Origin of the sequence: Streptomyces xanthochromogenes, assembly GCF_014650455.1 — a bacterium.
Classification (GTDB): domain Bacteria; phylum Actinomycetota; class Actinomycetes; order Streptomycetales; family Streptomycetaceae; genus Streptomyces; species Streptomyces xanthochromogenes.
Genome location: NZ_BMUZ01000020.1, coordinates 28,723 through 50,047 on the forward strand (window position 1 = coordinate 28,723; position 21,325 = coordinate 50,047).

The window sequence follows — 21,325 nt, forward strand, 5'->3', positions numbered from 1 at the left end:
GCGCCCGCCAGGGAGGAAAGCACATGCAGGAGACCGCCACCACCCGCCGCCCGGCGACCGTCGCCGCGGCGGCGCCCGGCATTCTGCACGCTGCCCTTGCCGCGTGCCACCACCCCAACCCGCTGCCCGCCTGGCTCACGAAGGCCTCGCCCCGCTGCGGCACCGGCCCCGGCGGCACGCTGCACTTGGACGCGGCGGCCGTCGGCGAACTGGCCGACCTCGCGGCGACGGCCCTGTGGGAGTGCCAGCAGGCCGCGGGGGAGGGGGAGCCGTTCACCACCCTGTTTGCCGAGGCCTGCGCCGCCGTTCTCGACTCCCTCGCCGCCGCCCGCCACACTCGAACCCAGACACCGGAAGGACCCGTGCGATGACCGCTCAGCCCGTCCATCAGCCCGCACCGCCGCCGTCCCCGGCGGCCGCCGCGCAGCTGCGCGAGCGCATCAGCCGCCACGCCCGCGCCGCGCACTGGCTGCCCGCCTTCGAACGGGACTGGGGGCACGCCCTGGAGACGGCCCGGCAGACCTTTGACCTGACCCCGCTGCACGAGACGATCCGGGAGTGGAGCGGCCGCCTGGACACCGCCCCCGCGGTCGCCGCGTTCCTCGCGGGCGGCATGGACACCTCCGACGGCGTCCCCCTGGAGGACGTCATCGGGTCCCGCGGGTGACCCCGGCCTGGCCCGCCCGGCTCTCCCCGAACGCGTCCGCCGTCCTCGCCCAGCTCCCGCTGGAGGTACAGGAGATGGTGCGCGACGTGCTGGACATCGCCTCCCGCCAGCCGTGGGGGTGGCCGCAGTGGGACCCCACCGACCCGGAAGGGCCGGACCTGCGCCGGGCTGACGTCGGCCCGCTCACCGTCGTCTACGTCGTCAACCAGCCGCGCCAGCACCTGTATGTGCTGGACATCGTCTGGGCCGGGTGACCGGCCGTCACCTCCCCTGCGAGGAGCCCCTGTCGGTCCACCGACGGGGGCTTCGTCGTGTCCGGCGGCATCGCGGCCCACGCACTTCGGCGTACGGTGCTGATCTCCAATGCCCGCAAAACCGAGGAGATGTGACGCCGTGACGACGTACGCGGTGCCCGGAGCCGAGCGACGGCCGCCGATATCAGCTGGCCGCGCCGCCCCCGACGACGAGGTCCTGGTCCCGATCCGCGGCGGCCTGCTCGCCTCCGCCGTCGTCGTCGCCGTCAACGCCATCGCGCTCGCGGTCATCGGCTTCACCGGCTCCTACCGCTCCGTGCGCGACCTCGCGCTCGGCTGGCACTGGGACTGGTTCTCGTACGTCTTCCCCATCGGCATCGACGTCGGGATCGTCGGCCTGATCGCGGCCGATCTTTTCCTGTGCGCGATCCGCACCCCGGCACCGATCCTGCGGTGGTTCGCATGGGTGCTGACCCTCGCCACCGTCACGTTCAACGCGGCCAGCGGCTGGCCGGCGAACGGCGAAGTCCGGTGGATGACCTACATCGAGGCGGCCGCGCACGCCACGATGCCCGGGCTGGTCGTGGTCATCACCGAGGCCCTGCGCCGGGCCATTGCCCGCCGGGCCCGGATCGCCGACGGCCGCCAGTACGAGCCGCTCGGGATCGCCCGGTGGTTCCTCGCCCCGGTCAGCACCTTCGGGGTGTGGCGGCGCATGAGGTTGTGGGAGGTCTACACCCGCACGGCCGCGCTCGATCTGGAGAGGGACCGGCTGACCCTGCGCGACGAGCTCCGCGAGAAGTACGGCAGGAGGAACTGGAAGAAGCGGGCGCGGGCGTTCGAGCTGCGGGCCATGCGCGATGCTCGCCGGGGGCTGCCGATCCCCGGGCATCTGATCGCGAACGGTGATCCGGGGACCGCGAACGCCGTCGGCGCGTTCACCGCGAACGGCGCGAACACCGACCGCGAAGCTCCCGGCCCCGGCAGCCTTCCCGCGAACGGTGCGAACGGTGCGAACGGCGGCGCGTACGCCGAGGAGGAGGCACCCGCGAACGACATGTCGACGAGCCCGGCGGCCGCGAACGGTCCCCTCATCGACATGGCGACGGCGCGAACGTCCTGGGAGCCGACGAGCGAACGCCTGCCGGTCACAGCCGCCGGTCCGGCCCCGGTGACTGGCTCTGACCTGCGCGATTCGCACCGCGAACGCGCGACCGTGCCCGCGGTCGCACCCTCGCGGTCGGTCGTCAGGAGCACCGTGCCCGCCCCCTACAGTCCGGACGGCTCCGCGGGCCAGGGCGACCGCGGACTGGTGGGCGCGAACGCCGGAGCCCTCACCGCGAACACCTCCGCGTACGCGGCCGCGCCGACCGTGAACGGCGCGAACGGGTACCGCGAAGACGCCGCCGGCGACGGCGCGGGGGAGGGCTACGAACAGCCTGCCGAGCGGTACTCCGAGGACCGCGCCGGGCGTCGGCGCCTCGCGGAGGACTTCCTGCGGGCGAAGGGCGCCGAGCGGCCGCCGCCCTCGCAGGCGAAGTTCGCGGCCACGGTCGGCGTCGCGCCCGCCACCGTGTCCAAGGCGATGAAGGAGTGGCGCGAGGACAGCATCGGCTGACGCCCTTCGTTGTGCCGACCCAACAATCCGTCACCCCGCACCCCTGTCCCGTTGTTCCGGCACAACAGGGTGGGGGTGCGGCGCTACGGCCGACTTCCGCCGCCGGTGGTGATGCAGGGGGCTCCGCCCCCCACACCCCCCGACCCTCCACAGAGGGGTGGGGGGTGCCGTTTTTGATCTTGCGGCCGGTGGGTGGTGGCGGGTGGGTGGTGGCCGGGGGATTCCCTCCGCGGCGGGACACCCGGAGGGGACCACAGCCCGCGCCGGGCCGCCAGGCCAAGCCGCCTGCGGCGGTCGCCTACGGCGAGCCCGGCCCCCCGACACGGCCCGCGGTCGGCGGAGCCTGCCCCGCCGCGGAGGGAATCCCCCGACCGGCCCGCCGTGCGGCGTGCGGACGCCGGACACGGCCTCGAAAAAACACCGTCTGAGCTGCCGTTTCGGGTTGACCTCAACCCTGAAACTTGATTGAATTAGCAGTGTCGGAACGGGGCGGGAATCCCGGACCGGCACCACCGAGAACCCTCAACGAAAGGATCATCATGGCCGTCACCTTCGGTCCGCTCCTGCTGGACGACGAGGCCAACACCCAGCTCAAGCCCACGTTCGAGCCGGTGCTGCGCCTCTACTACGTCGAGCTGTGGAAGGACGGCGCCGTCCTGGACGTGCACGGCAGCGGCGAGTGGCTGGAGACCGCCGCCTACGCGGTGGACACCGTCGACGCCTTCCTTGCCGGGCACGGTGTGCGCCCGCTGACCGGCATCGAGCGCGCCGACCTGCACGGCGGACTGCTCCAGGCCAGGGGCGGCGCGGGCTACGAGGTACTCACCCGGCAGATCACCCGCCGGTCCTGAGTGACCGTCACCCGGCGGGGTGGACGGGGCGGGAATCCCGCCCACCCCGCCGGACCACCGACCACCTCAACGAAAGGAATCCCGCGATGGTCGACCGCATGGACAGCCGTGAAGGGTTCACCACGGGCGACACGGTGACCCAGGCCGGAGAGGGCCCCTTCGGGCTTCCGCGCGACGGCGTGGTCCAGGGCTGGCTCACCTACGAGTACGCGCCCACCAAGTGGTACTGCTGCGTGACCTTCGGCGGCCGGTACATCGGCCGCTACCAGGCCCACGAGATCGAGCACGTCACCCGGCCGCAGTGACGAGATCGGCAGGGGGAGCGGGGCGGGAATCCCGCTCCCCCCGCCGGAGCCCACCACCGAAGAACCTCAACGACAGAAAGCCGCACATGACCATCACCAGCCAGACCCCCGCCGCCTGCCGCGTGCAGCTCGGCAAGGCCCCGGCCGAGTACCTCGTCATCGCGGACGACGGCCCCGCCGCCGACGACGTCTGCGCGGGCCGGACCCCCGTGCGCCGGGTGCGCTACGTCGAGCGCCGCGCCGTCGACCCGGTCGAGCGGCGGCTCCAGTGGGATGAGTTGGAGGGCGACTGCCTGGACGCCGAGGGCACGGTGCGGCTGCTCGCCGTCGCCGCCGTCAGCCACGGCCACGCCGCCCACGTCGCCCGCCGCGAGTTCGCTGCCTTCAACGCCGCTGTCCGCATGGGCGACGAGATCGGCCGCCGCCTTGAGCGCGCCGAGCGCGGGTGGCTCGCGATCCGGATCGCCGACGGCCGCAGCGACGGTGAGCTGTACGGCGACTACGAGGACGCCTTCGCCGCCCAGGAGCACCCCGGGGCGTGCACCTACTTCCCGATCTCCCCGCTGAGCCCGTGGACGCCCCGCATGTGCGCGGAGCACCTGGAGTTCATGACCCACCTGCGGCACGGGTGCATGGTCTACGGCCGCCCCACCTGCCGCTGACCCGCGGCCCCCGGTGACGCGGGCGGGGGCGGGAATCCCCGCCCGCGCCACCGGCCCGGCCGCTCGACACCGATCAACCTCAACGAAAGGCACGCACATGACCAGGACCCCGGCGTTCCGGCTCGGCGCCCCCGACTGGGAGCAGCGCTACCCCGTCCTGACCGGCACGGACACCGTGATCGGCGCCGTCTTCCGCTGGCACCGTGACTGGCTCACCATCACCAGCAGCGGCGAGCACAACCTCGGTCGTCCCGAGAAGGGCCGCCGCGGCGTCCCGCAGGGCGCCGCCCTGGCCGCGGCCGGGCACGTGGCCGCCCAGTACGGAGCCGGTCACATCACGGCCATGACGCTGGAGACCGTGACCGCCCCGGTGCCCGTACTGATGGACCCGGTGCCGCTGCTGCACGAGCGGATGCCGCAGAGCCCCCGCAACGTCGACGCGGCGAAGTCGGTCATGGCCTTGCTCGCGACGTTCCGGTGGAGGCCGTTCACCGGGTTCCCCGGCTCCGACAACCCGCACTGGATGGAGTGCGAGCTGTGCGGCTGGCAGGGCCCGCGCTACTGGTCGCACCTGCGAGGCCGACCCGTGGGCGCGCTGCCCAGCACCTACCGGCACCCGGCGTCCGAGGAGTTCGGGGCGCCCGCCGGTTGCGTCGGTGACGCGAAGGTCCGCGAGCTGATCGCGGCCTACAGCAAGTAGCTCCCCCACCCCACAGGCAGCCGGGTCCGGACGCGCGCCGGGCCCGGCGCCCCCCCAGGAGGAATCATGTCTGTTGACTTCAGCGTCGAGGGAACCGTCGAGCTGTACCCGCCCGTCCCGCTCGCGCAGTTGTGGGAGCTGACCGAGGGAGGAGACTTTCACGTCGCCCCCCACGGCATCCCGGAGAGCGAACTGGCGGCGCTGGTCAAGCGCGAGGCGTGGGTGCTCGTGCCCGACCCGGACAGCGGCACCGACGACCAGGGCCGTCCGAAGGCCATCAAGTACCTGCGGGTGGGCGACCCCGAGACCTACTCGTTCTCGATCAACCGCCGCCTCATGGCTCTGTCCGCGTGGATGGGTGAGGCGCATGAATTCGACGGAGAGCTGCGCTATCAGGACGGCGACGTCGGCACGATGGGCGTGATCGAGCCGTTCGAGGACGGCGAGCAGCCCGAGTGGCGCGAGACCGGCGGGCGGTTGTGGTGACACCGCCAGTGCGGGGCGCCCGCGCTCCGCACTGATTGGGGGCAGCGCGGCCGGCGGGGGAGCGGGGGGCAGAAATCCCTGCTCCCCCGTCGGCCGGACGGTCCGGGACATGCAGGCGGCCGGCGGGGCGCAAAAAAGCGTGGGAATCCCGCCGGCCGCAACGGCTCGGCCACCGAAGGCCCTCAACAGGCCGTCACCCGAGCACGCCAACATGGTAGACGCGTCCTACACACACCAAGGAGCAGGACCCATGAAGACCATTGACGGACGGCTGTACGCCACCCGGGCCGAGCTGTCCGAGCGTGCCGGGTACAAGGGCGAGGCCACCCTGCGCAACCTGTGGGCGGACCGTGAGGACAACGAGCACCCGCCCGCCCGCCGGATCGACCGCGCCCTGTACTGGGACCTGGAGGTCTGGGAACGCTGGCACGCCGAGCACCGGCGGCAGCACAACGGTGTCGACTACAGCGGCAGCCCCGACGAGGAACTGCCCCCGGCGGTCCAGGCCAAGGTCCTCGGGATCAGCGTCAGCGCGATCAGCCACTATCGCGAGAACCCGCCGCCGGGGTGGCCCGCGCCCGTGCGCGAGGAGGAGCTCGAGAGCGGCCGCACGCGCGAGTACCGCACCCGGCGCCAGCTCTGGGCCTACGCCGACGCCGGGCCCCGCGCCGGAGCGGCCGGCCGGAAGCCGGCGAAGGGCCCGGACCCCAGGGTCGCCCTGGCGGCTGAGGCCCTGGCCGCCGCGCCCGACCGGAAGGCGGGGGAGGTCGCGGCCGCCCTCGCCGAGCAGCACGGCGGGGGCCTGAGCACCTGGAAGCGCGCCGTCACCGAGGCCCGCAGGCAGGACTGACCGGCGGCCGCGACGCGCACGGGCGGCACTGCCTGAGAAATGGGCCGACCGCCGGTGCGGCAGCGTCTTGACCTAACCCTCATTACTTGATTGAATTAGCAGTGTCGAAATGGGCGGGAATCCCGGACCGGCACCACCGAGAACCCTCAACGAGCAAGGGCAGAGCACATGACCGAGACCGACTTCGGGGAGCCCACCCCCGAGACCTGCCTCCGGGTGGCCCGCCAGGCCGCCGAACTCGCCGCCGCAGCCGATGACATGGCGCTCAGCGCCGCGTGCCGCAGCACCCCCCGCACCGAGGCCCACCGGGACGAGATCATGCACGCGGTGCACCGGGAGGCCGTCGAGGCCGAGGGGCACGCCGCCCGGGCAGAGCAGTACGCGGCCGACCCGAGCATGCCGGACAGCGCGCTGCGCTACTGCGCCAGCGGCGCCGTCGACTACGCCGTCCGCGCCCAGGAGGCCGCCGGGATCGAGACGACGGCGGCTGCGCTGCGCACCGAGCTGGAGCGCAAGCTCACGCCCGCCGAGCACGCCGAGCGGGAGAGCGAGCGGCGCCGCGCCGAGGCCGAGCAGGAGGCCGAGGAGCGGGCTGCCACCGGCATGGACGCCGACAACCGGCACCTGGCCAGGATGAACGCCTACCTCGCCGAGAGCGCCGTCCCCCGGCTCGGGTGGACCGCCGGGCACGTGCGGGTCCTGCAGGCCGCGGAGACCGGCCGCCTGTACCAGCGCGACGGGCAGGTCCGGCAGGCCGCCGAGCGCGGCACCTGGAGCGGCGGCCGCAAGATCAGCCGGGAGCGGACGCAGGACCTGCACGCAGCCGGGTTCCTCGTCGTCGTCGACGCGACCGACGACGCCCGCGTTCTCGCGGCCACACCGATGGGACAGGCCGCCCTGGAGCTTGCGCGGCTGCACCCGGCGGGCCTGTACGAGAGCGACAAGGCGGCGTACGAGGCCCGCTACGCCTGCGTCGCGAAGCGGTACAAGCGCAGGGACGACAAGAAATCCGCAGCCCGCCGCCTGCCCGCCCTGGAACACGGGGTGGGCCGCTACCGGCGCCCGGTGACGCTCGTCGAGCAGGAGGCCCGCGCCGCCCGCGAGGCCGCTGAGCGATGGGAGGACGAGGGCGGCTGCTGCCCGGGCGTCGAGCCCCCCCGCCCGGCCGTCGAGCCCCGGGCCGAGGACGCGCCGGCGGCGGCCGCCGAGCCTGCCGTGACACTGGTCAAGCCCGGGCCGTCCCTGCCGCCGGGAATGTACTTCCTGCCGCTGCCGTCAACCCTGTACCGCGAGTGGTGGGCCATCCAGTGCGCCCGCTGTCAAGGTGGCGTCCGTATCACGCTGTCCGGCGAGTGGGCCGACAAGTACGAGGCTGCGGAGGCCGCCCGCGATCACTTCGAGGCGGCCCACCAGCTGCTTGATGACCCGCTCACCTCGGAGGAGATCGCCGAGGCGCAGCGCTGGCCGCTCTCGGATGCGCAGCGCACCGTGCTGCACTGGGCCGAGCACGCCGACCTGGCGGAGTACGACGACGGGTTCTGGGCCCTGGACTGCGTTCCGGACCGCTGGGACGTCAACAAGAAGGTGGCCCGCGGCCGAGTGGCCGGGATGTGGGCAGCCGGACTGCTGGACGTGCACTTGGACGGCAACGGCAGCCGCCGCATCGTGAAGTCGCCGACCGGTTGCCGGGTGGCCCGTCTGGTGTGGCGCGCAGAGCGCCAGGGCCTCGCCCAGGCCGCTGCGAAGGACGCCCGGCTCGTACCGCTTCCGACGCGCAGTGGCGGCTACCCGTTGCTGTCCGAGGGGCGCTACTTCAAGGGCGAGCAGCGGCGCGAGGAGGACCCGGTCCCGGCGGAGACCGTTTCCGCAGCCGCCGAACCGGCACCCATGAAGCCGCAGACAACGACCGTGGCACGCGCCGACCAGCCTCTGCTGCGGCGCCTGTTCGCTCCGCGCTCCGCCCGCGAGCAGCGGCCCGCGCACGACGTCCGTAAGGTCATCCGGCGCCCGCAGCGCCTGCTCACCCCGGAGGAGCGCGAGCGGGTGCGGGACATGCCGCTGCTCAACCTCCAGGGGGCCCTGATCATGGGCATCACCGATCCGGTTCCCAACGCGTCGCCGATGTCGGAGGACGCCGGTGCGTGGGTGCGCGAGCACGCGTGGCCCGCGCACTGGCAGGAGATGGAGGACCGTTACCCGTTCGGGTTCCACCGGTGGAGCACGTGCGAGCGGGGCACCTGCTGGAACTGCCTCAACGGCCGGTGCGACATCTGCGTCCACCGGCAGGAGGGCGGCCCGAGCGTCGACAGCAACCGGGACTGGGTGACCAACCATCAGGGGCGCACCGTCGCCGAGTTCATCCCCCGGCCGGGCGGCGAGCCGTGCGTGTGGTGGTGCCGGTGCGAGTGTCCCAAGGACGGCCCCGCACCGGCCCGGCCAGCGAAGAAGAAGCCCGCCCCGGCCGGTCCGCCGACGGCGCCCGAGCTCACTCCCGCGCAGGCCGCCGGGCCCGTCCGGGCACCCGAGGCGGACGCGGTGCAGACCGCCCTGTGGTGACGTGGGGGGCGCTGCCCCCCACACCCCCCGGCCCTCTCTCCAAGGGGGCGGGGGGACGGACGTCGGCCGCACGCTGAGCGGGTGGTGCAGGGGTGGGGGCGGCCGGGGGCTCCCTCGCCGGACGGGCACCCCGAGGAGGCCACAGCCCGCGCCCGGCCGCCAGGCCAAGCCGCCTGCGGCGGTCGCCTACGGCGAGCCCGGCACCCCGACACGGCCCGCGGCGGCTGACGCCTGCCCGACCGACGAGGGAGCCCCCGGCCGAGGCCGTCGTACGGCGTTCCGACGCCGGAACAAAAACAGCATGTGACCTGCCCGGACGTCTTGATCTCACCTTCAAGAGTTGATTGAATTAGCAGTGTCGAAACGGGCGGGAATCCCGGACCGACACCACCGAGAACCTCAACGAACAAGGGCAGATCACATGAACGAGGAGCGCGACACCGCAGCGACAGACGAGGACGGGCGCCCGTACGTGAACGGCGGCTTCCAGCCCGCGGTCAGCGACTGGGACGGATGGACGTGCGAGGACGACTGCACCGTCTGCGCGACCGGCGCGGACTGCGCCGACTGCCGGGAGTGCACCGACTTCGCATTCCCCTACCCGCCCCACTGGGCGCGCACCTGGCAGGACGGCGAACCGGAGCGCGGCGTCGAGGCGTTCGGCGGACCGGGCGGCATGTCGGCCGGACGCGCACTGGTCGACGACGGCGGCGACTGGATCCTGATCGAGCAGAACCGGGACGCCGCGGCGACGGCCCGGGCGGCCGGTCACTGGGTAGTGGAGGCGGACATCAGGACGCTGGACCCCCGCCACCCCGCCCTCCGCTGCACCCACCGCTTCCACGGTTCGCCGCCCTGCCAGACCCTCTCCGATGGAGGCAAGCGCTCCGGCTGGAACCGGCAGGAGATTGCCGAACTACAGACCATCATGTGGCAGGCTTCCGAGGCGTTCGGCTGTCTCGAGGTCGACGACCTGTGCAGCCTCTACGGCGGCCCACACCACTACTACGGCGACGTCATCTACGGCATGGAGGACCACCCTGACGCGCACGGCTGGGGAGACCGGTGCGGCGGCGGTCGCCTGCCCCCCTGCATGACCCCGACCGAGTTCCGTGCATGGGCCGCCTCGTCGGTCTCCGACGAGCGCACCGCGCTTATGGCCGAGATGCTGATCTGGCCCATGTGCCTGGTGCAGATCGGCGCCCCGCTGATCTCCATCACGATGGAGCAGTCGGCAAACCTGCTCCGCCAGACCCCGGCCCTGGCGGAGGCGATCCAGTCCGAGATCACCAGCGTGGAGGGCTTCGGCTGGGCATGGTGCTCGTGGCAGATCGCGGACGCCGCCGACTTCGGCGCGGCCACCCACCGAGAGCGGGCATGGATGGTTGCCACCCGCTACACGTACCCCCGCTACGCCGACCACGCCGACAGCCGGGCGGCGGCCCACGAGATGTTCGCCCACGTGCTCAAGAAGACCGGCAAGTTGCCCGACTGGATGCCCGAGCTGGACCGCCGAATTGAGCCCTACCAAGGTCGCCCCGCCCTCCCGGTCGTGACCGTCGCGGACGCCCTGAACCTCCCAGTCACCTGGTGGGCCGACACCCGCGGCAAGCGCAAGACCAACCCCAGGACTGGCAAACCGAACGGCGGCGGCAGCTTCCCTCTCAACCGTGTTGGACTGTGCGTCACCGCCCCTTGGTACGGGATCAAGTTCCGCCCGGCCGACGTCCCCCAGGGTGAAGGAACCATCACGGTTTCCCTGCCCGATCTCGGAGTCCTGGTCGGCTTCCGCCGGGACTATCCGTGGACCTACATCCCCGCCCGGACGGGAGCGAAGGGCATCCGCAACATCGCCCAGATGATCGCCGACGCCGTCTCGCCGTTCATGGGGGCCGCCATCTCCGCCGCAGTCCAGGGGCAGGACTGGTACAAGCCCGCCTCCAGCTATCAGGCGACGCTGTACCGACTGCGCAAGCAGGCGGGGACGACCAGGCGGCCCGAGGAACAGCTCACGCTGTTCGGGAACCAGACTCTCCTGCGAGCTCTGTTCGCCCCCCGGCCGTCGGTCCCGGCCGCCGACTGGAAGCCCGCCGTCTGACCGGCGGCCGCACGAAACACCAACGACGAAGGGCCCCGCGATGCGGGGCCCTTCGCGTGTGTCCGGAGGAGTGGAACGGTCAGGCCGAGGCGGTGCTGCCCGCCGTCGCCGAGGCGTCGGCCGCCCCGTCCTGAGCCGGGATCGTGCCCGCCGGCGAGGAGCCCTCGGAGGCCGCCGTGGACGACTGGCCGTCGGTCTTCTTCGCCGACGACCGCGACCGCTTCGGGCGGGTCCGCGGTCGCTTCACGGGCTCGTCCGCACCGAGGTTCGTCAGTTCCTCCGTCGTCCAGCCCGCAGCTTCGGCGTCGACGTACGCCTGGCCGTACGGCTCGTCGAGTTCGGCGAGCTGCTCCAGGAGGCCGCTCCGCTTGGCCAGGACCTCAACCAGGGGGCCCGCAGCGGCCATCCGGCGTTCCTGGACTTCCCTCATCTTCTGCAAGATCTCATCAGCGCTTGGCATGCGGTGATCGTAGCGTCCATCATTCCGGCACCCACCTCGATGTCTGGGTGGAATGCCGCAGGCGGTAAAGGAACTGACAGCACGGCATGTACGGGCCGCGCCTTACGGGAGGCAGTAACCACAGGCAGCGAGTTGTAGGTTACTGGGCCCAGTAACCGGATATCGCTGGCCGGTCTGCACTAGGTTGGCCGTCATCGATCTTGGTCCAGGGATGGACCGGGAGGGGTAGGAGAGGGGGCGCCAGCGTGGACGAGTCGTCGGCGGATGAGGAAGCGTCGCGTCCTCCGCTACGACGACGTGGGCGCGAACCGGGCGGGGCCCGGTCGCACCGCTTCAAGGTCTCCTTCAACGACGCCGAACTGGCGATCGTGCAGGAGGCAGCCGACCGAGAGAACCAGGCACTCGCGTCATGGGTCGGCCAGGCGTCGCTGGCCGTCGCCACGGAACAGGTGGTGCCCGTCTCGGCGGACTCCAAGGTGGTCTTGCAGGAACTCATTCGGCAGCGCGCGCAGCTGCGCCGTGTCGGCAACAACCTCAACCAGGTGGCCCATGTGCTGAACGCCGAGGGCGAGGTGACCAACGCTCAGATCAGGGCCGTACTGGCACTGGTTCAGGAGACCGTCCGGCACGTCGACGAGGCCACCCTCCAGGTGATGAGAGAGCGGCGGGCGCGCTCATGATCCCGAAGGAAGCGGAGCCCGGCGACGACACCGCCGGACTGCTCTACTACCTGTACGGGCCGGGCAAGCGAGACGAACACGTGGACCCGCACATGGTCGCCGCGTGGGACCCCTTCGTACCCGATCCGGTGAAGTCGGAGGACTTCTCGATCGCCGATCTCGCGATGCTGCTGGACGCACCCGTACGCGCCCTGACGGGCAGGAAGCCGCCGTTGCACGTCTTCCATGTGGCGGTGCGCAACCCACCGGAGGACAGACTCCTCACTGACGAGGAATGGGCCCGGGTGGCGCGCGAGATGATGCACGCCGCGGGCATCGCTCCACATACCGACGACCAGGGGTGCCGGTGGGTGGCCGTGCGCCACGCCGACGACCACATTCACATCGTGGCGACCCGTGCCCGCGAGGACGACCGTCAGCCGGACACGAGCTGGAGCAAGCTCCGGATGCAGGAAGCAGCGCGCGGGTTCGAGATCGAGTTCGGTCTGCGCCGTCTGGCTCACGCCGACGGAACCGCGCGCAGGTGGTCGAAGACCGGAGAGGCCGACAAGGCAACGCGCCGGGGACTGTCCGAACCGGTCCGTGAGACGCTCCAGCGCACTGTGCGCGAGGCGGCGGCCGCGGCCGTCAGCGACGCCGACTTCTTCGCCCGGCTCGCCGCGGCCGGGCTCCGCGTGAAGCAGCGGATCGCCCCGGACGGCAACACGACCGGCTACTCCGTGGCGCTGCCCGGAGACCGCGACAGCGGACAGAAGCCGGTGTTCTTCCCGGGCACGAAGCTTGCCCCGGACCTGTCGCTGCCACGCGTACGTGAACGCTGGAGTGGACCGCCGGTGAACCCCGCGGCGACGCCGGCGGATGCGTGGCGTGCGGCGGCGGCCAAGGTCCGCGCGGCCGCCGACCAGCTCGGGGCCGGGGGACTGCACGAGGGTGCCGGAGACGTGGCCGCGCTCGGGGATCTGATCGTGACGGCCGCCGTTGTCTCCCCGTACCTGGTGCGCAGTCAGATGCGGACTGCCGCCTACGAGTACGAGCGGGCATCCCGTGCCCCGGCTGCCCGCCAGATGGAGGGTCAGGCACGCCAGTTGTACCGGGAGTCGAACCAGGTCCTCGCTCGGTCTGTGTCGGCCGTTGGCCGCAACGACACGGTCGCCGCCCTCGGTCTGCTGCTCGCCCTGGTGACCGCGGTGGAGGCCTCCCGGCGCTGGCACCAGGCGCAGGAGCACCGCATCCAGGCGGAGGCCGCCGGACGGGCCGGACGACTGCTGCACGAGGCCGTCGAGGTGACCGTCGGCGTCAACGCGGCACGCGAGTACAAGCCCCGGGCCAAACGCACCGCACCCCGGGCAGGAACCGGACGGCGCGCGGTCACGGCGCCGGGCACCCGGCCGATGGTCGGCACGGTCCAGGAGGCCATCCCCGACCATGCGCAGGCGGTCCTGGCCGATCCGGCGTGGCCCGCCCTGAGAGCCCGTCTGGTCGAGGTCGAGGTGGCGGGCGACGATCCGGGCGACGTCCTGGCAACGGTCGCGGCCCGCAGGGAATTGAACTCAGCGGACTCGGTCGCCGAAGTGCTTGTATGGCGCCTGGACGGATGGCAGCGGCAGCGCAGCTCGGCGGCCGCCGCCTCCGGCAGCGGCACGACTGCCGCGCCCGCCGGCGGCCCCGGGCGAGGCGCCCCGGCCCGCAAGCAGGGGGCGCCGTCGCCGACACGGCGGCCGCCCGGCGAGGAGCAGCAGCGCAAGGGCCCGAAGCGGGGCCGCTAACGAGGGGAGAGCGCGAGATGACATCACCGGTACCAGAGGAGCAGGCGGGGGAGGCGTTCGCGGAGTCCGCCGCCGAGGCGGTGCAGACCGCGGTCATGGCAGCGCGTCTGGTCATGGCCATCGCGGACGCCGCGCGGCGCCACCAGCAGCGCAAGCAGAAGGGGAAGGAGGACGACCTTCCGTCCGCCGAGGAGGCGGTGAACGAGGTCGGCAAGGACGTACGGCGGCTGCTTCCCTCCGACATCTCCACGGCGCTAATGGAAGAGGCGGACTGGCCGCAGCTCGCGCAGCAGCTGCTCGCCCTGCGCAAGGCGGGCGTCGACCTGGACCAGGTCCTGCCGCGCATCGGCGAGGTCGCGGTGAACGTGCGCGACCAGGTCGCGGCGAAGGCATCGGAGTCCACCGACCAGTGGGTCCGGGCGGTGCGCGAGACGCTGCCGGCGGGACCCGTGCGCGAGGCGATCGTGACCTCACCGGCCTGGCCGGAGATGGCCGCGACGATGTCCCGGCTGGAGGAGAAGGGCGTCAACGTGCGCGAGGTCCTGGCGACCGCGTACAACGAGGTCCTGGCCGTCGACCAGGCGGTGGCGAAGGGGCTCGGTGCGGCCGCCGAACCTGCAATGAGCCGGGACGCCCAGTTGTCGTACGGGCCGCTGACGACTGGGCTCGACCTCCCCCGGGATTTCGACCTGGACGACCGCGAGGGAACCCTGTGGAAGCTGGCCATCGACCCCCAGGACAACCAGCGCTACGCCGGGCTTGTCCGCGAGGCGCTGCCCGGGCGCGAGCGGGAGGCGGACCTTTTGGTGGCGCACCGCGAGTGGCCGCTGGTGGCCAGCCGCATGGCACAGATGGAGAAAGAGGACAAGCCGGTCGGCGAGCATCTGGCCCGTCTGGCCAAGGACCCGTCGTGGCAGGAAGGCTCCGCTGCTCAGCTCGGGAAGCGCATGGTCAATGCGACGAGTGAGGCGTTGCAGCGTCCAGTCGGCGATGTGCCGGGCCAGTCGCGGGTGAAGGTGAACACCGCGGCGGCGAGGGCGACATCGCCGAGTGTGGACCCTACTAAGGCGGTCAAGGCCGCAGCGCCTGCGGAGGCCGGGGTCGCGCCGCACCGTCAGCCCGTACCCGCCGCGAAGAGTGGCAAGACTCTGTAGAGCCGTACGCACGTGTGCCGCAGACCGAGGCCCGGTCTGCGGCACACGTTGTTTCGGGTCAGGGGCGGGTGGCGCCGTAGTAGTCCCGCTCGGGCATGGCGGATGCCATGGGAGCGACTTCCACGTTGCGTCCGGTGCGCGGTGCGGCCACGACCTTGCCGTCTCCGGCGTACATGGCGACGTGGTATATCGACGACCCGTGGGCCCAGAACAGCAGGTCGCCGGGCTGGAGGTCGCCGCGTGCCACGGGGTGGTTGGAGGTGGCGCCGTACTGCTCGGCTGCGGTGCGCGGCAGGTGGAGGCTTGGCCAGTAGGCGTACATGACGAGGCTGGAGCAGTCGAAGCCGGAGGTGCTGGACGCTGAGCAGCTGCCGTTGAGGTATCCGTTGGTGCCGTCGCAGAATCCCGTTGAAGGTCCGTCAGGACCGCCGCCGCCCCACGCGTAGGGGGTGCCGACGCGGGTGAGGGCGCGGCGTACGGCGTCGGGTCCGGATCCGGTTCCGCTGACCTGGAGGACGCCGGGGCCCTGGAATTTAGACATTGCGGCGAGGATCTTCTTGACGTAGTCCTGGGTCTCGGCGAAGGGGGGGATGCCGGGCGGGTGGGCGTGGGTGACGGCGTACCAGCCAGCGTTGTAGCCGGCCAGGGCCAGGGCGCGGACGTCGCCGGGGATGCCGCTGGCCTTGGCGTCGCCGATCAGGGAGCACATGAAGCGGCCCTGGGACATGACGGCGTCGCCTATGTCCCAGGGGCTCGTGTCGCCGTTGCCGTCGTCGTCGCGGCCCCAGGTGGCCCAGGTGCCGGGCATGAACTGGGCGGGGCCGAGGGCGCCGGTGGAGCTGACGGTGCTGCGGCTGGTGCTGAATCCGGACTCGGCCTCGATCTGCGCGGCGAGCAGGGCGGGCGATAACTCGCGGTGGGTACAGGCGGCCGATGCTCTGAGGATCCATGGCCGGAATTCGGCGGGTACCCCGCGCAGTCCGCCTCCGCCGTCCGATATCTCGGCGGCCCCGGCTTTCGCGATGACGACGACGCCGACGACGAGCATCATGACGAAGGCGCCGAACAGGGCCACCAGGGCAATGCCAGCTTTCACCAGTGTGTTCACGCGCGTTCCCCCCGCGGGTGTGTGGTGAGCCGCGGTGCGCGGGCGGCTGCTTCCCCGCGTACTAGATCACGGGAGGCGGCGTGGGCGCTCCAGAAATGAGGCAGCGTCAGGGCGTAGGCGGCGGCCCATTCCAGGGGAAGTTGGACGTGGCCCCCGCGCTCGACCTGCGACACCGTGGTCGGCGAGTGTCCAACGCGCTTGGCCATCTCCTTCTGTGTGAGCCCGAGCGAACGTCTGATCTCGGCCAGTGATACACCGTCAGGGGGCGGGGCGAGGTGGAGTTCATGCCGGGGGACGCCCAGTGCTTTCGCGAGGGCGCGCACCACCCGTTCGCGGGGCTGGCGCAGTCCTGTTTCTGCTGCTCGCAGGGTGCTGCGGGAGATGTTCGCGGCGGCGGCCAGGCCCCGGATGGTGTGGCCGGAAGCGATGCGCAGCGCGGCCGCTCGTTTCCCGTTGAACAACATTTGGACTCGTCCCCCGTGACGCAATGAAACCCGGGCAGCTTTGCTGCGCAAATCACGCTAGCCTCTGGAGTCCCGCAAACCCAAGATCAGGGGACGCAAATAGAGTCAAACAGGGGGGACTTGGGTGTGAGTGCTCAAGCGGTATCGGCAATTCCGGGTAACGGGACCCCTATTGGGCCGCAGTACGCACTGATTCCCGTGCACGGCTACGGCATTGCTGTCGCGACGGTGATGCGCATGCTGGACGGCGAGGGCGGCGGGACGCGCGCGCGTCTCCTCCAGCCCGGCGGTCAGGTGCCGTACGGGGCGATGCCGGTCCTGCTCGCCGAGACGACGGTCTACGGCGCGGTGTGCGTCGAGACGGTGCTGCGGGGCTGGAGCAGCCAGCTGCCGCGCCCCTGGCTCGTGTGGATCGCCGATGCCCCGGCCCGGCCGGTACCGGCCGCGCGCTACCGCATCCGGGCCCTCCAGGCGCGATTGGCGGGGGTGGCCACGGTGCCGTACCTGCCGGTGCTGCGCACCGTCGAGGACGCCGCGCAGGCCCTGGAATACAAGGACGTCAGATCCGCCGGCGACAGGCTGCGGCGGCAGATGGAAGGGAACAGCAAGTGAGCAGCAGAGTGATGTGGGCGCTGGCCGACGGGCTCCTCCCGGCGGCGAAGCCGACGAAGATCAAGGGCCTGGACGGGCCGGTGAGCGAGCTGTTCGGCTACGGGCTGTGGCTGGTGCTGCTCGCCGGGGCCGGTGCCGTCATCTTCGGGATCTTCAAGCTCGCCACGTCGGACAAGTCGAGGAATGGCGGCGGCAGCGAGCCCTTCAAGTGGATGGGCGGCGGCGTCGCAGCCTGCCTGCTGTCGGGGGCAGTGATCACCATTCTCAACGGGATCGTGGGGTAGTCATGGCGCACAGGGGGTCGCTGAACAGCAAGGGTGTCTGGGCTGCGGGCGGTGTGGCCGTCGCCGTCCTGGCCCTGACCGCAGTGGCGATGTTCAACGGAAGTGACGGCGGGGGGGATGACGGGGCGGCCGGCAAGAAGGCGTCGGCGAGCGCGGGCAGGACTGCCTCGGGTGCGCCGGCGCCGACCTACACGATGCCGGACAACTGGACCGAACCGGCGAAGTGGGCTGCGCTTCCGCGGGGGGAGCGCAGCGACAAGTACGGCAGCCAGGTCGGGTTTCCGCACACCGCCGAGGGCGCCATGGGTCTGGCGCTGGCCGCCAACTCCACCGCGGTGCAGGCCGGAGGCCGCAGCGCAGTGGACGAGCGGCTGCGCACGTACAACTCCTACCTGGCGACGGCCGACCGCAGCACGCAGGCCGCCAAGGCAGTCGAGCTGGGCGGCATCGACGTCGACAAGGACTTTCACCAGCAGGCGGGCGTGACCCCTGAGCAGGACCTGCCGTCGGGCGCGTACATGCGGAACACACCAGTCGGCTACAAGGTGATCAAGGCCGCGCCGGACGAGGTCAGTGCGTGGCTGCTGGCCCGCGTGTCGACGAAGACGGCGGAGACGGCGAAGGAGTCCGTCACCTACACCGTCACCGTGGTCGGCGTGCGCTGGGAGGCGGGCGACTGGAAGCTGTCGGTGGAGACCACGGCGAAGGCGCAGGACCAGGCGCAGGGCCAGGCGGCGCCCGAGGCCGTGGCGCCCGGCGACGCGGCCTTCAACGCGGCGGGGTGGACCGCGATCCGGGAGGCGTCGTGAGACGCCGGATCGTGGCACTGCTCCTGGCTGTGGTGGCGGTGTGCGGGCTGGCACTGGCTGCGCCGGCACCGGCGGCGGCAGACGGCCCGGGCGGCCTCGTCGGCAAGGGCATCGAGCTGGAGTGCCGCGTCAGCACCGGCATGCTCGGTGACCTTCTCAGGGCCACCAAGGTCGTGAAGGGGGATATGTGCCACAACGTCGGCGTGGCGGTCGAGAAGAAGGTCAACAAGGCCTGGAAATCGGTATGGGACAGCGCGCTCGGTCCCATCATCACGTCGGCTGCGGATTTCGCCAGAAGCGCGCTGAAGAAGGCTTTGACGATCGCTCTGATGGGGCCGTCGCTGAACCTGAACGCCACCGGACTGTGGAGCGGTGATGCCACGCTTGCGGGGATGCTGACGTGGCTGGGTCTGGTGATCGCCACGTTCGGCCTGATGTGGCAGATCGGGAAGATGGCCGTCACGGGCCAGCTCAGGCACGCGGGCAGGGCGGCCAGCGGATGGGTCGAGAACGTCGTGATTTCGGCGCTCGGTGTCGGCCTGGTCGCTCTCCTGCTGTCGGCCGGAGACGCCCTCACGAGAGGGCTCGTGAACGGGACGTTCGACACCGACAATGACGCCCTGAAGCGCATTGTGGCCGTGATGGTCCCGGCCACCGTAGCCAACCCGATCACCCTGCTGGGCGTTGCCCTGGTCGTCCTGCTGGTCGGCGGCATCCAGCTCGTGATGATTTTTCTCCGGCAGAGCGCCATCCCCATCCAGTGCCTGCTCCTGCCGGTGGCGGGGGCCGGGCGGGTCGGAGGAGACGCCACGCGCCAGTGGGCACCGAAGCTGATCACCTCGATCTGCATGGTGATCTTCTACAAGCCGATCCTGGCCGTGATCATTTGCGTGGGTTTCGTCGAGTTCGGCAGCTCCACGACGCCCATGGAGTGGCTGCGCGGGTGCGCCACGCTGGTCCTGGCGGTACTGGCACCGGGACCGCTGATGAAGATCTTCGCGCCGTTCGGGCAGGCCGTGGGCGGCGGCATGGCCGGCGGCGGCGCCGTCGGCGCGCTCGGCGGTGCCGTCGGATACCTGTCGGGCAAGGCCGACAAGGGATCCGAGGAAGCCGGTGGCGGCGGCGGGGGCGGTTCCGACGACGGGCCACCCGACGCCATTCGTCACGCTCAAATGGTCTCCCAGACGATGGGCAAGCAGGGCGGAGAGGGCGCGGACGGCGGCCGCGGACAGGACGTGCAGCAGCACGCCTCCCGTGCGGACGCCAACACGGCGCAGCTCGCCGACGTGCCCGCCCAGGCCGGGCCCGAAGCAGCCGCCGGAGGAGCGGGTGGCCAGGGCGCCGGAGCAGCAGCAGGCGGAAGCACAGGCGCAGCGGCCGCCGGTCCGGCCGCAGCCGCTGTCGTCGCCATCAAGGTCATCGACGGCGTCAACCAAGCCGTCCAGGACAGCGCCGCAGAGATCGGCAACGGGGGGAATGAGCAGCCGTGACGACCCACGACGTACCGGGCAGTCTGATGGTGGACGGGTTCCGTGTCCGCAGGTCCTTCGGATACGGGGGACTGAGCAGGAACGCGACGATGTTCGCGGCGGTGGCGCTGCTCGTCGACGGTTTCGTCGCCACCAGCATGCCGATCAGCCTCCTCGTCACCCTCCCGTTGACGGCCGCCGTGATCGGTCTGGCCGCCGCCCGCCGTCACGGCATGTCCGCCCTGGCGTACTACTGGGCGCGCTTCGCATGGCGCAGGGCCAGCCGGGCAGAGGCGACGAACTACCGCCGTCTGCTGCTGCCCCACCCGTACGCGCTCGACCTGCCGGGCGTCGGCGCCTCCTCCACTCTCATCAAGGCCTACGACCCCAGTTCCGGGCGGTCCGTCGGCGTCGTCCACGACCGCACCTCGGGCCATATGACGGTCACGACGCTGCTGTCGCCGGGCGGCAGCCTGATGGCGCCCACCAGCACCGTGCAGGGCAACCTGCGCAGCTGGTCGTCCCTGCTGGACTCGATGAGCACCGACGAGCAGATCAAGGGTGCATCGGTGACGATCCAGATCACACCGGGCGCCGGCGAGGCGCTCGGCGATGACGTGGCCGCCCGGATGGACCCGGGGGCCCCCGCGCTGGCAGCGCAGGTGATTTCCGAGCTGGTGCGGACGACGCCGCACGCCACGGCGAGCGTGGCGCCGTGGATGTCGGTCACCGTCGATCCGCTCGCGGCGTCCGATCCGCCCGAGACCCTGGCCGACCAGGTGGCGGAGACACTGCGGCTGGTGGACGGCCTCGACCTGTCGGGCACCGGCACCGATATCGAGCGCCGCGCCACCGACATCGACCTGCGGCGCCTGGTGCGCTCCGCCTACGACCCGAGGGTCTTCAACGCCCGCGATGCGGAGTTCGAGGACCTGGAGTGGGCCGAGTGCGGACCGCAGGCCGCCGACGACTACCTGGAGGAGTACGCCCACGACGGAGCCGTCTCGCTGTCGTGGGTGCTGCGCGAGATGCCGCGCCGCTCCATCCCCTACAGCGTGCTGCTGCCCCTGCTCGCGCCCGGACGCTTCCAGCGGCGCATCACCCTGGCCTACCGGGTCCTGGACCCGGTGGAGGGCGAGGCGGTGCTGGAGCGCGAGATCAGCCATGCCGAGAACGCGGCCCGCGCGACCACCGAGTTCAAGGGACGCGCCAAGTGGTCGCAGCGCGTCGACCTGCAAAAGGCGCAGCAGGCGGCGGCGCAGATGTCCGGCGGCCGCCAGGTCGTGGACTGGACGCTGATGGTCACCGGCACTGCCCGGCGCGCCGCCGATCTGCCCGCCATGCGTCTGGAGCTGGAGCGGGCCGTCAAGGCCACCAAGGGCATCCGGATGAGGCCCGCCTTCGCCGCTCAGGCCGCGGTCTTCGCCGCGGGGATCCCCGTCGGCTACAACCCGCTGGTGAAGTGAGGACCT

23 protein-coding genes are annotated in these 21,325 nt (G+C 71.8%); 20 read left to right on the plus strand and 3 right to left on the minus strand.

Annotation, left to right across the window (positions count from 1 at the left end; translation table 11 throughout):
* The first annotated feature begins 23 nt into the window (after positions 1-23).
* The 12 genes from IE267_RS36585 to IE267_RS36640 all read left to right on the plus strand — a co-directional run bounded on the left by IE267_RS36585 (position 24) and on the right by IE267_RS36640 (position 11,047).
* Positions 24-371, plus strand: a complete 348-nt coding sequence (locus IE267_RS36585) for a hypothetical protein (RefSeq protein ID WP_189766194.1) — start codon at positions 24-26, stop codon at positions 369-371.
* On the plus strand, positions 368-667 hold the full coding sequence (locus IE267_RS36590; RefSeq protein WP_189766195.1) for a DUF6247 family protein: 300 nt from the start codon (positions 368-370) through the stop codon (positions 665-667). The genes IE267_RS36585 and IE267_RS36590 overlap by 4 nt, the downstream gene beginning before the upstream one ends.
* Positions 664-921 carry a hypothetical protein gene (locus IE267_RS36595; protein WP_189766196.1) on the plus strand — a complete coding sequence of 86 codons (258 nt, stop codon included), beginning with the start codon at positions 664-666 and terminating at the stop codon, positions 919-921. Before IE267_RS36590 ends, IE267_RS36595 begins: the two co-directional genes overlap by 4 nt.
* Before the next feature lie 139 nt (positions 922-1,060).
* Positions 1,061-2,539 (plus strand): DUF2637 domain-containing protein, encoded by a 1,479-nt coding sequence (locus IE267_RS36600; protein WP_189766197.1) that lies wholly within the window; start codon positions 1,061-1,063, stop codon positions 2,537-2,539.
* Between the two features lie 539 nt (positions 2,540-3,078).
* Positions 3,079-3,390: a hypothetical protein gene (locus IE267_RS36605; RefSeq protein WP_189766198.1), complete on the plus strand. Its 312-nt coding sequence runs from the start codon at positions 3,079-3,081 to the stop codon at positions 3,388-3,390.
* A gap of 86 nt (positions 3,391-3,476) precedes the next feature.
* A complete protein-coding gene (locus IE267_RS36610) occupies positions 3,477-3,695 on the plus strand; it encodes a hypothetical protein (protein ID WP_189766199.1) in 219 nt (72 codons plus the stop codon).
* Positions 3,696-3,781: 86 nt separating this feature from the next.
* Positions 3,782-4,357, plus strand: coding sequence for a hypothetical protein (locus IE267_RS36615; RefSeq protein ID WP_189766200.1), 576 nt, complete (start codon positions 3,782-3,784; stop codon positions 4,355-4,357).
* 97 nt (positions 4,358-4,454) lie between these two features.
* Positions 4,455-5,057, plus strand: a complete 603-nt coding sequence (locus tag IE267_RS36620; RefSeq protein ID WP_189766201.1) for a hypothetical protein — start codon at positions 4,455-4,457, stop codon at positions 5,055-5,057.
* Positions 5,058-5,123: 66 nt separating this feature from the next.
* Positions 5,124-5,543 carry a hypothetical protein gene (locus tag IE267_RS36625; RefSeq protein WP_189766202.1) on the plus strand — a complete coding sequence of 140 codons (420 nt, stop codon included), beginning with the start codon at positions 5,124-5,126 and terminating at the stop codon, positions 5,541-5,543.
* A 250-nt stretch (positions 5,544-5,793) separates the two neighbouring features.
* On the plus strand, positions 5,794-6,393 hold the full coding sequence (locus tag IE267_RS36630) for a hypothetical protein (protein ID WP_189766203.1): 600 nt from the start codon (positions 5,794-5,796) through the stop codon (positions 6,391-6,393).
* A 168-nt stretch (positions 6,394-6,561) separates the two neighbouring features.
* Positions 6,562-8,949, plus strand: a complete 2,388-nt coding sequence (locus tag IE267_RS36635) for a DUF6248 family natural product biosynthesis protein (protein WP_189766204.1) — start codon at positions 6,562-6,564, stop codon at positions 8,947-8,949.
* Between the two features lie 421 nt (positions 8,950-9,370).
* Positions 9,371-11,047, plus strand: a complete 1,677-nt coding sequence (locus tag IE267_RS36640; RefSeq protein WP_189766205.1) for a class I SAM-dependent methyltransferase — start codon at positions 9,371-9,373, stop codon at positions 11,045-11,047.
* A gap of 79 nt (positions 11,048-11,126) precedes the next feature.
* Here the strand turns inward: IE267_RS36640 and IE267_RS36645 are convergent, their stop codons facing one another.
* Entirely contained in the window at positions 11,127-11,507 is a 381-nt protein-coding gene (locus IE267_RS36645; protein ID WP_189766206.1) for a hypothetical protein, read from the minus strand.
* Between the two features lie 245 nt (positions 11,508-11,752).
* Between IE267_RS36645 and mobC the strand changes: the two genes are divergently transcribed.
* Genes mobC through IE267_RS36660 form a run of 3 tightly spaced genes read left to right on the plus strand, consistent with a single transcriptional unit; the run spans position 11,753 to position 15,107 of the window.
* Entirely contained in the window at positions 11,753-12,187 is a 435-nt protein-coding gene (gene mobC, locus IE267_RS36650) for a plasmid mobilization relaxosome protein MobC (protein WP_189766207.1), read from the plus strand.
* Positions 12,184-13,953, plus strand: a complete 1,770-nt coding sequence (locus IE267_RS36655) for a relaxase/mobilization nuclease domain-containing protein (protein ID WP_189766208.1) — start codon at positions 12,184-12,186, stop codon at positions 13,951-13,953. The genes mobC and IE267_RS36655 overlap by 4 nt, the downstream gene beginning before the upstream one ends.
* A 17-nt stretch (positions 13,954-13,970) precedes the next feature.
* Complete coding sequence (locus IE267_RS36660) at positions 13,971-15,107, plus strand: hypothetical protein (protein WP_189766209.1); 1,137 nt, start codon at positions 13,971-13,973, stop codon at positions 15,105-15,107.
* Between the two features lie 58 nt (positions 15,108-15,165).
* On the opposite strand, the gene IE267_RS36665 is transcribed toward IE267_RS36660, so the two are convergent.
* Together IE267_RS36665 and IE267_RS36670 are read right to left on the minus strand one after the other, a co-directional pair.
* Positions 15,166-16,215 carry a C40 family peptidase gene (locus IE267_RS36665; protein ID WP_229861635.1) on the minus strand — a complete coding sequence of 350 codons (1,050 nt, stop codon included), beginning with the start codon at positions 16,213-16,215 and terminating at the stop codon, positions 15,166-15,168.
* Positions 16,212-16,679: a helix-turn-helix domain-containing protein gene (locus IE267_RS36670; RefSeq protein WP_189766210.1), complete on the minus strand. Its 468-nt coding sequence runs from the start codon at positions 16,677-16,679 to the stop codon at positions 16,212-16,214. The genes IE267_RS36665 and IE267_RS36670 overlap by 4 nt, the downstream gene beginning before the upstream one ends.
* 198 nt (positions 16,680-16,877) lie before the next feature.
* Between IE267_RS36670 and IE267_RS36675 the strand changes: the two genes are divergently transcribed.
* Genes IE267_RS36675 through IE267_RS36695 form a run of 5 tightly spaced genes read left to right on the plus strand, consistent with a single transcriptional unit; the run spans position 16,878 to position 21,319 of the window.
* Positions 16,878-17,291 carry a hypothetical protein gene (locus IE267_RS36675; protein WP_189766211.1) on the plus strand — a complete coding sequence of 138 codons (414 nt, stop codon included), beginning with the start codon at positions 16,878-16,880 and terminating at the stop codon, positions 17,289-17,291.
* Entirely contained in the window at positions 17,288-17,575 is a 288-nt protein-coding gene (locus IE267_RS36680; protein WP_229861636.1) for a hypothetical protein, read from the plus strand. Before IE267_RS36675 ends, IE267_RS36680 begins: the two co-directional genes overlap by 4 nt.
* A gap of 2 nt (positions 17,576-17,577) precedes the next feature.
* On the plus strand, positions 17,578-18,384 hold the full coding sequence (locus IE267_RS36685) for a hypothetical protein (RefSeq protein ID WP_189766212.1): 807 nt from the start codon (positions 17,578-17,580) through the stop codon (positions 18,382-18,384).
* 11 nt (positions 18,385-18,395) lie between these two features.
* Complete coding sequence (locus IE267_RS36690; RefSeq protein WP_189766213.1) at positions 18,396-19,874, plus strand: hypothetical protein; 1,479 nt, start codon at positions 18,396-18,398, stop codon at positions 19,872-19,874.
* Complete coding sequence (locus IE267_RS36695; protein WP_229861637.1) at positions 19,871-21,319, plus strand: SCO6880 family protein; 1,449 nt, start codon at positions 19,871-19,873, stop codon at positions 21,317-21,319. The genes IE267_RS36690 and IE267_RS36695 overlap by 4 nt, the downstream gene beginning before the upstream one ends.
* The last annotated feature ends 6 nt before the right edge of the window (positions 21,320-21,325 follow it).

Excerpts from the sequence above, each read along its gene's own strand:
- IE267_RS36585 (WP_189766194.1), top strand. The coding sequence starts at position 24 with ATGCAGGAGACCGCCACCACCCGCCGCCCGGCGACCGTCGCCGCGGCG.
- IE267_RS36590 (WP_189766195.1), top strand. The coding sequence starts at position 368 with ATGACCGCTCAGCCCGTCCATCAGCCCGCACCGCCGCCGTCCCCGGCG.
- IE267_RS36605 (WP_189766198.1), top strand. The coding sequence starts at position 3,079 with ATGGCCGTCACCTTCGGTCCGCTCCTGCTGGACGACGAGGCCAACACC.
- IE267_RS36610 (WP_189766199.1), top strand. The coding sequence starts at position 3,477 with ATGGTCGACCGCATGGACAGCCGTGAAGGGTTCACCACGGGCGACACG.
- IE267_RS36615 (WP_189766200.1), top strand. The coding sequence starts at position 3,782 with ATGACCATCACCAGCCAGACCCCCGCCGCCTGCCGCGTGCAGCTCGGC.
- IE267_RS36620 (WP_189766201.1), top strand. The coding sequence starts at position 4,455 with ATGACCAGGACCCCGGCGTTCCGGCTCGGCGCCCCCGACTGGGAGCAG.
- IE267_RS36625 (WP_189766202.1), top strand. The coding sequence starts at position 5,124 with ATGTCTGTTGACTTCAGCGTCGAGGGAACCGTCGAGCTGTACCCGCCC.
- IE267_RS36630 (WP_189766203.1), top strand. The coding sequence starts at position 5,794 with ATGAAGACCATTGACGGACGGCTGTACGCCACCCGGGCCGAGCTGTCC.
- IE267_RS36635 (WP_189766204.1), top strand. The coding sequence starts at position 6,562 with ATGACCGAGACCGACTTCGGGGAGCCCACCCCCGAGACCTGCCTCCGG.
- IE267_RS36640 (WP_189766205.1), top strand. The coding sequence starts at position 9,371 with ATGAACGAGGAGCGCGACACCGCAGCGACAGACGAGGACGGGCGCCCG.
- IE267_RS36645 (WP_189766206.1), bottom strand. The coding sequence starts at position 11,507 with ATGCCAAGCGCTGATGAGATCTTGCAGAAGATGAGGGAAGTCCAGGAA.
- IE267_RS36655 (WP_189766208.1), top strand. The coding sequence starts at position 12,184 with ATGATCCCGAAGGAAGCGGAGCCCGGCGACGACACCGCCGGACTGCTC.
- IE267_RS36660 (WP_189766209.1), top strand. The coding sequence starts at position 13,971 with ATGACATCACCGGTACCAGAGGAGCAGGCGGGGGAGGCGTTCGCGGAG.
- IE267_RS36670 (WP_189766210.1), bottom strand. The coding sequence starts at position 16,679 with ATGTTGTTCAACGGGAAACGAGCGGCCGCGCTGCGCATCGCTTCCGGC.
- IE267_RS36685 (WP_189766212.1), top strand. The coding sequence starts at position 17,578 with ATGGCGCACAGGGGGTCGCTGAACAGCAAGGGTGTCTGGGCTGCGGGC.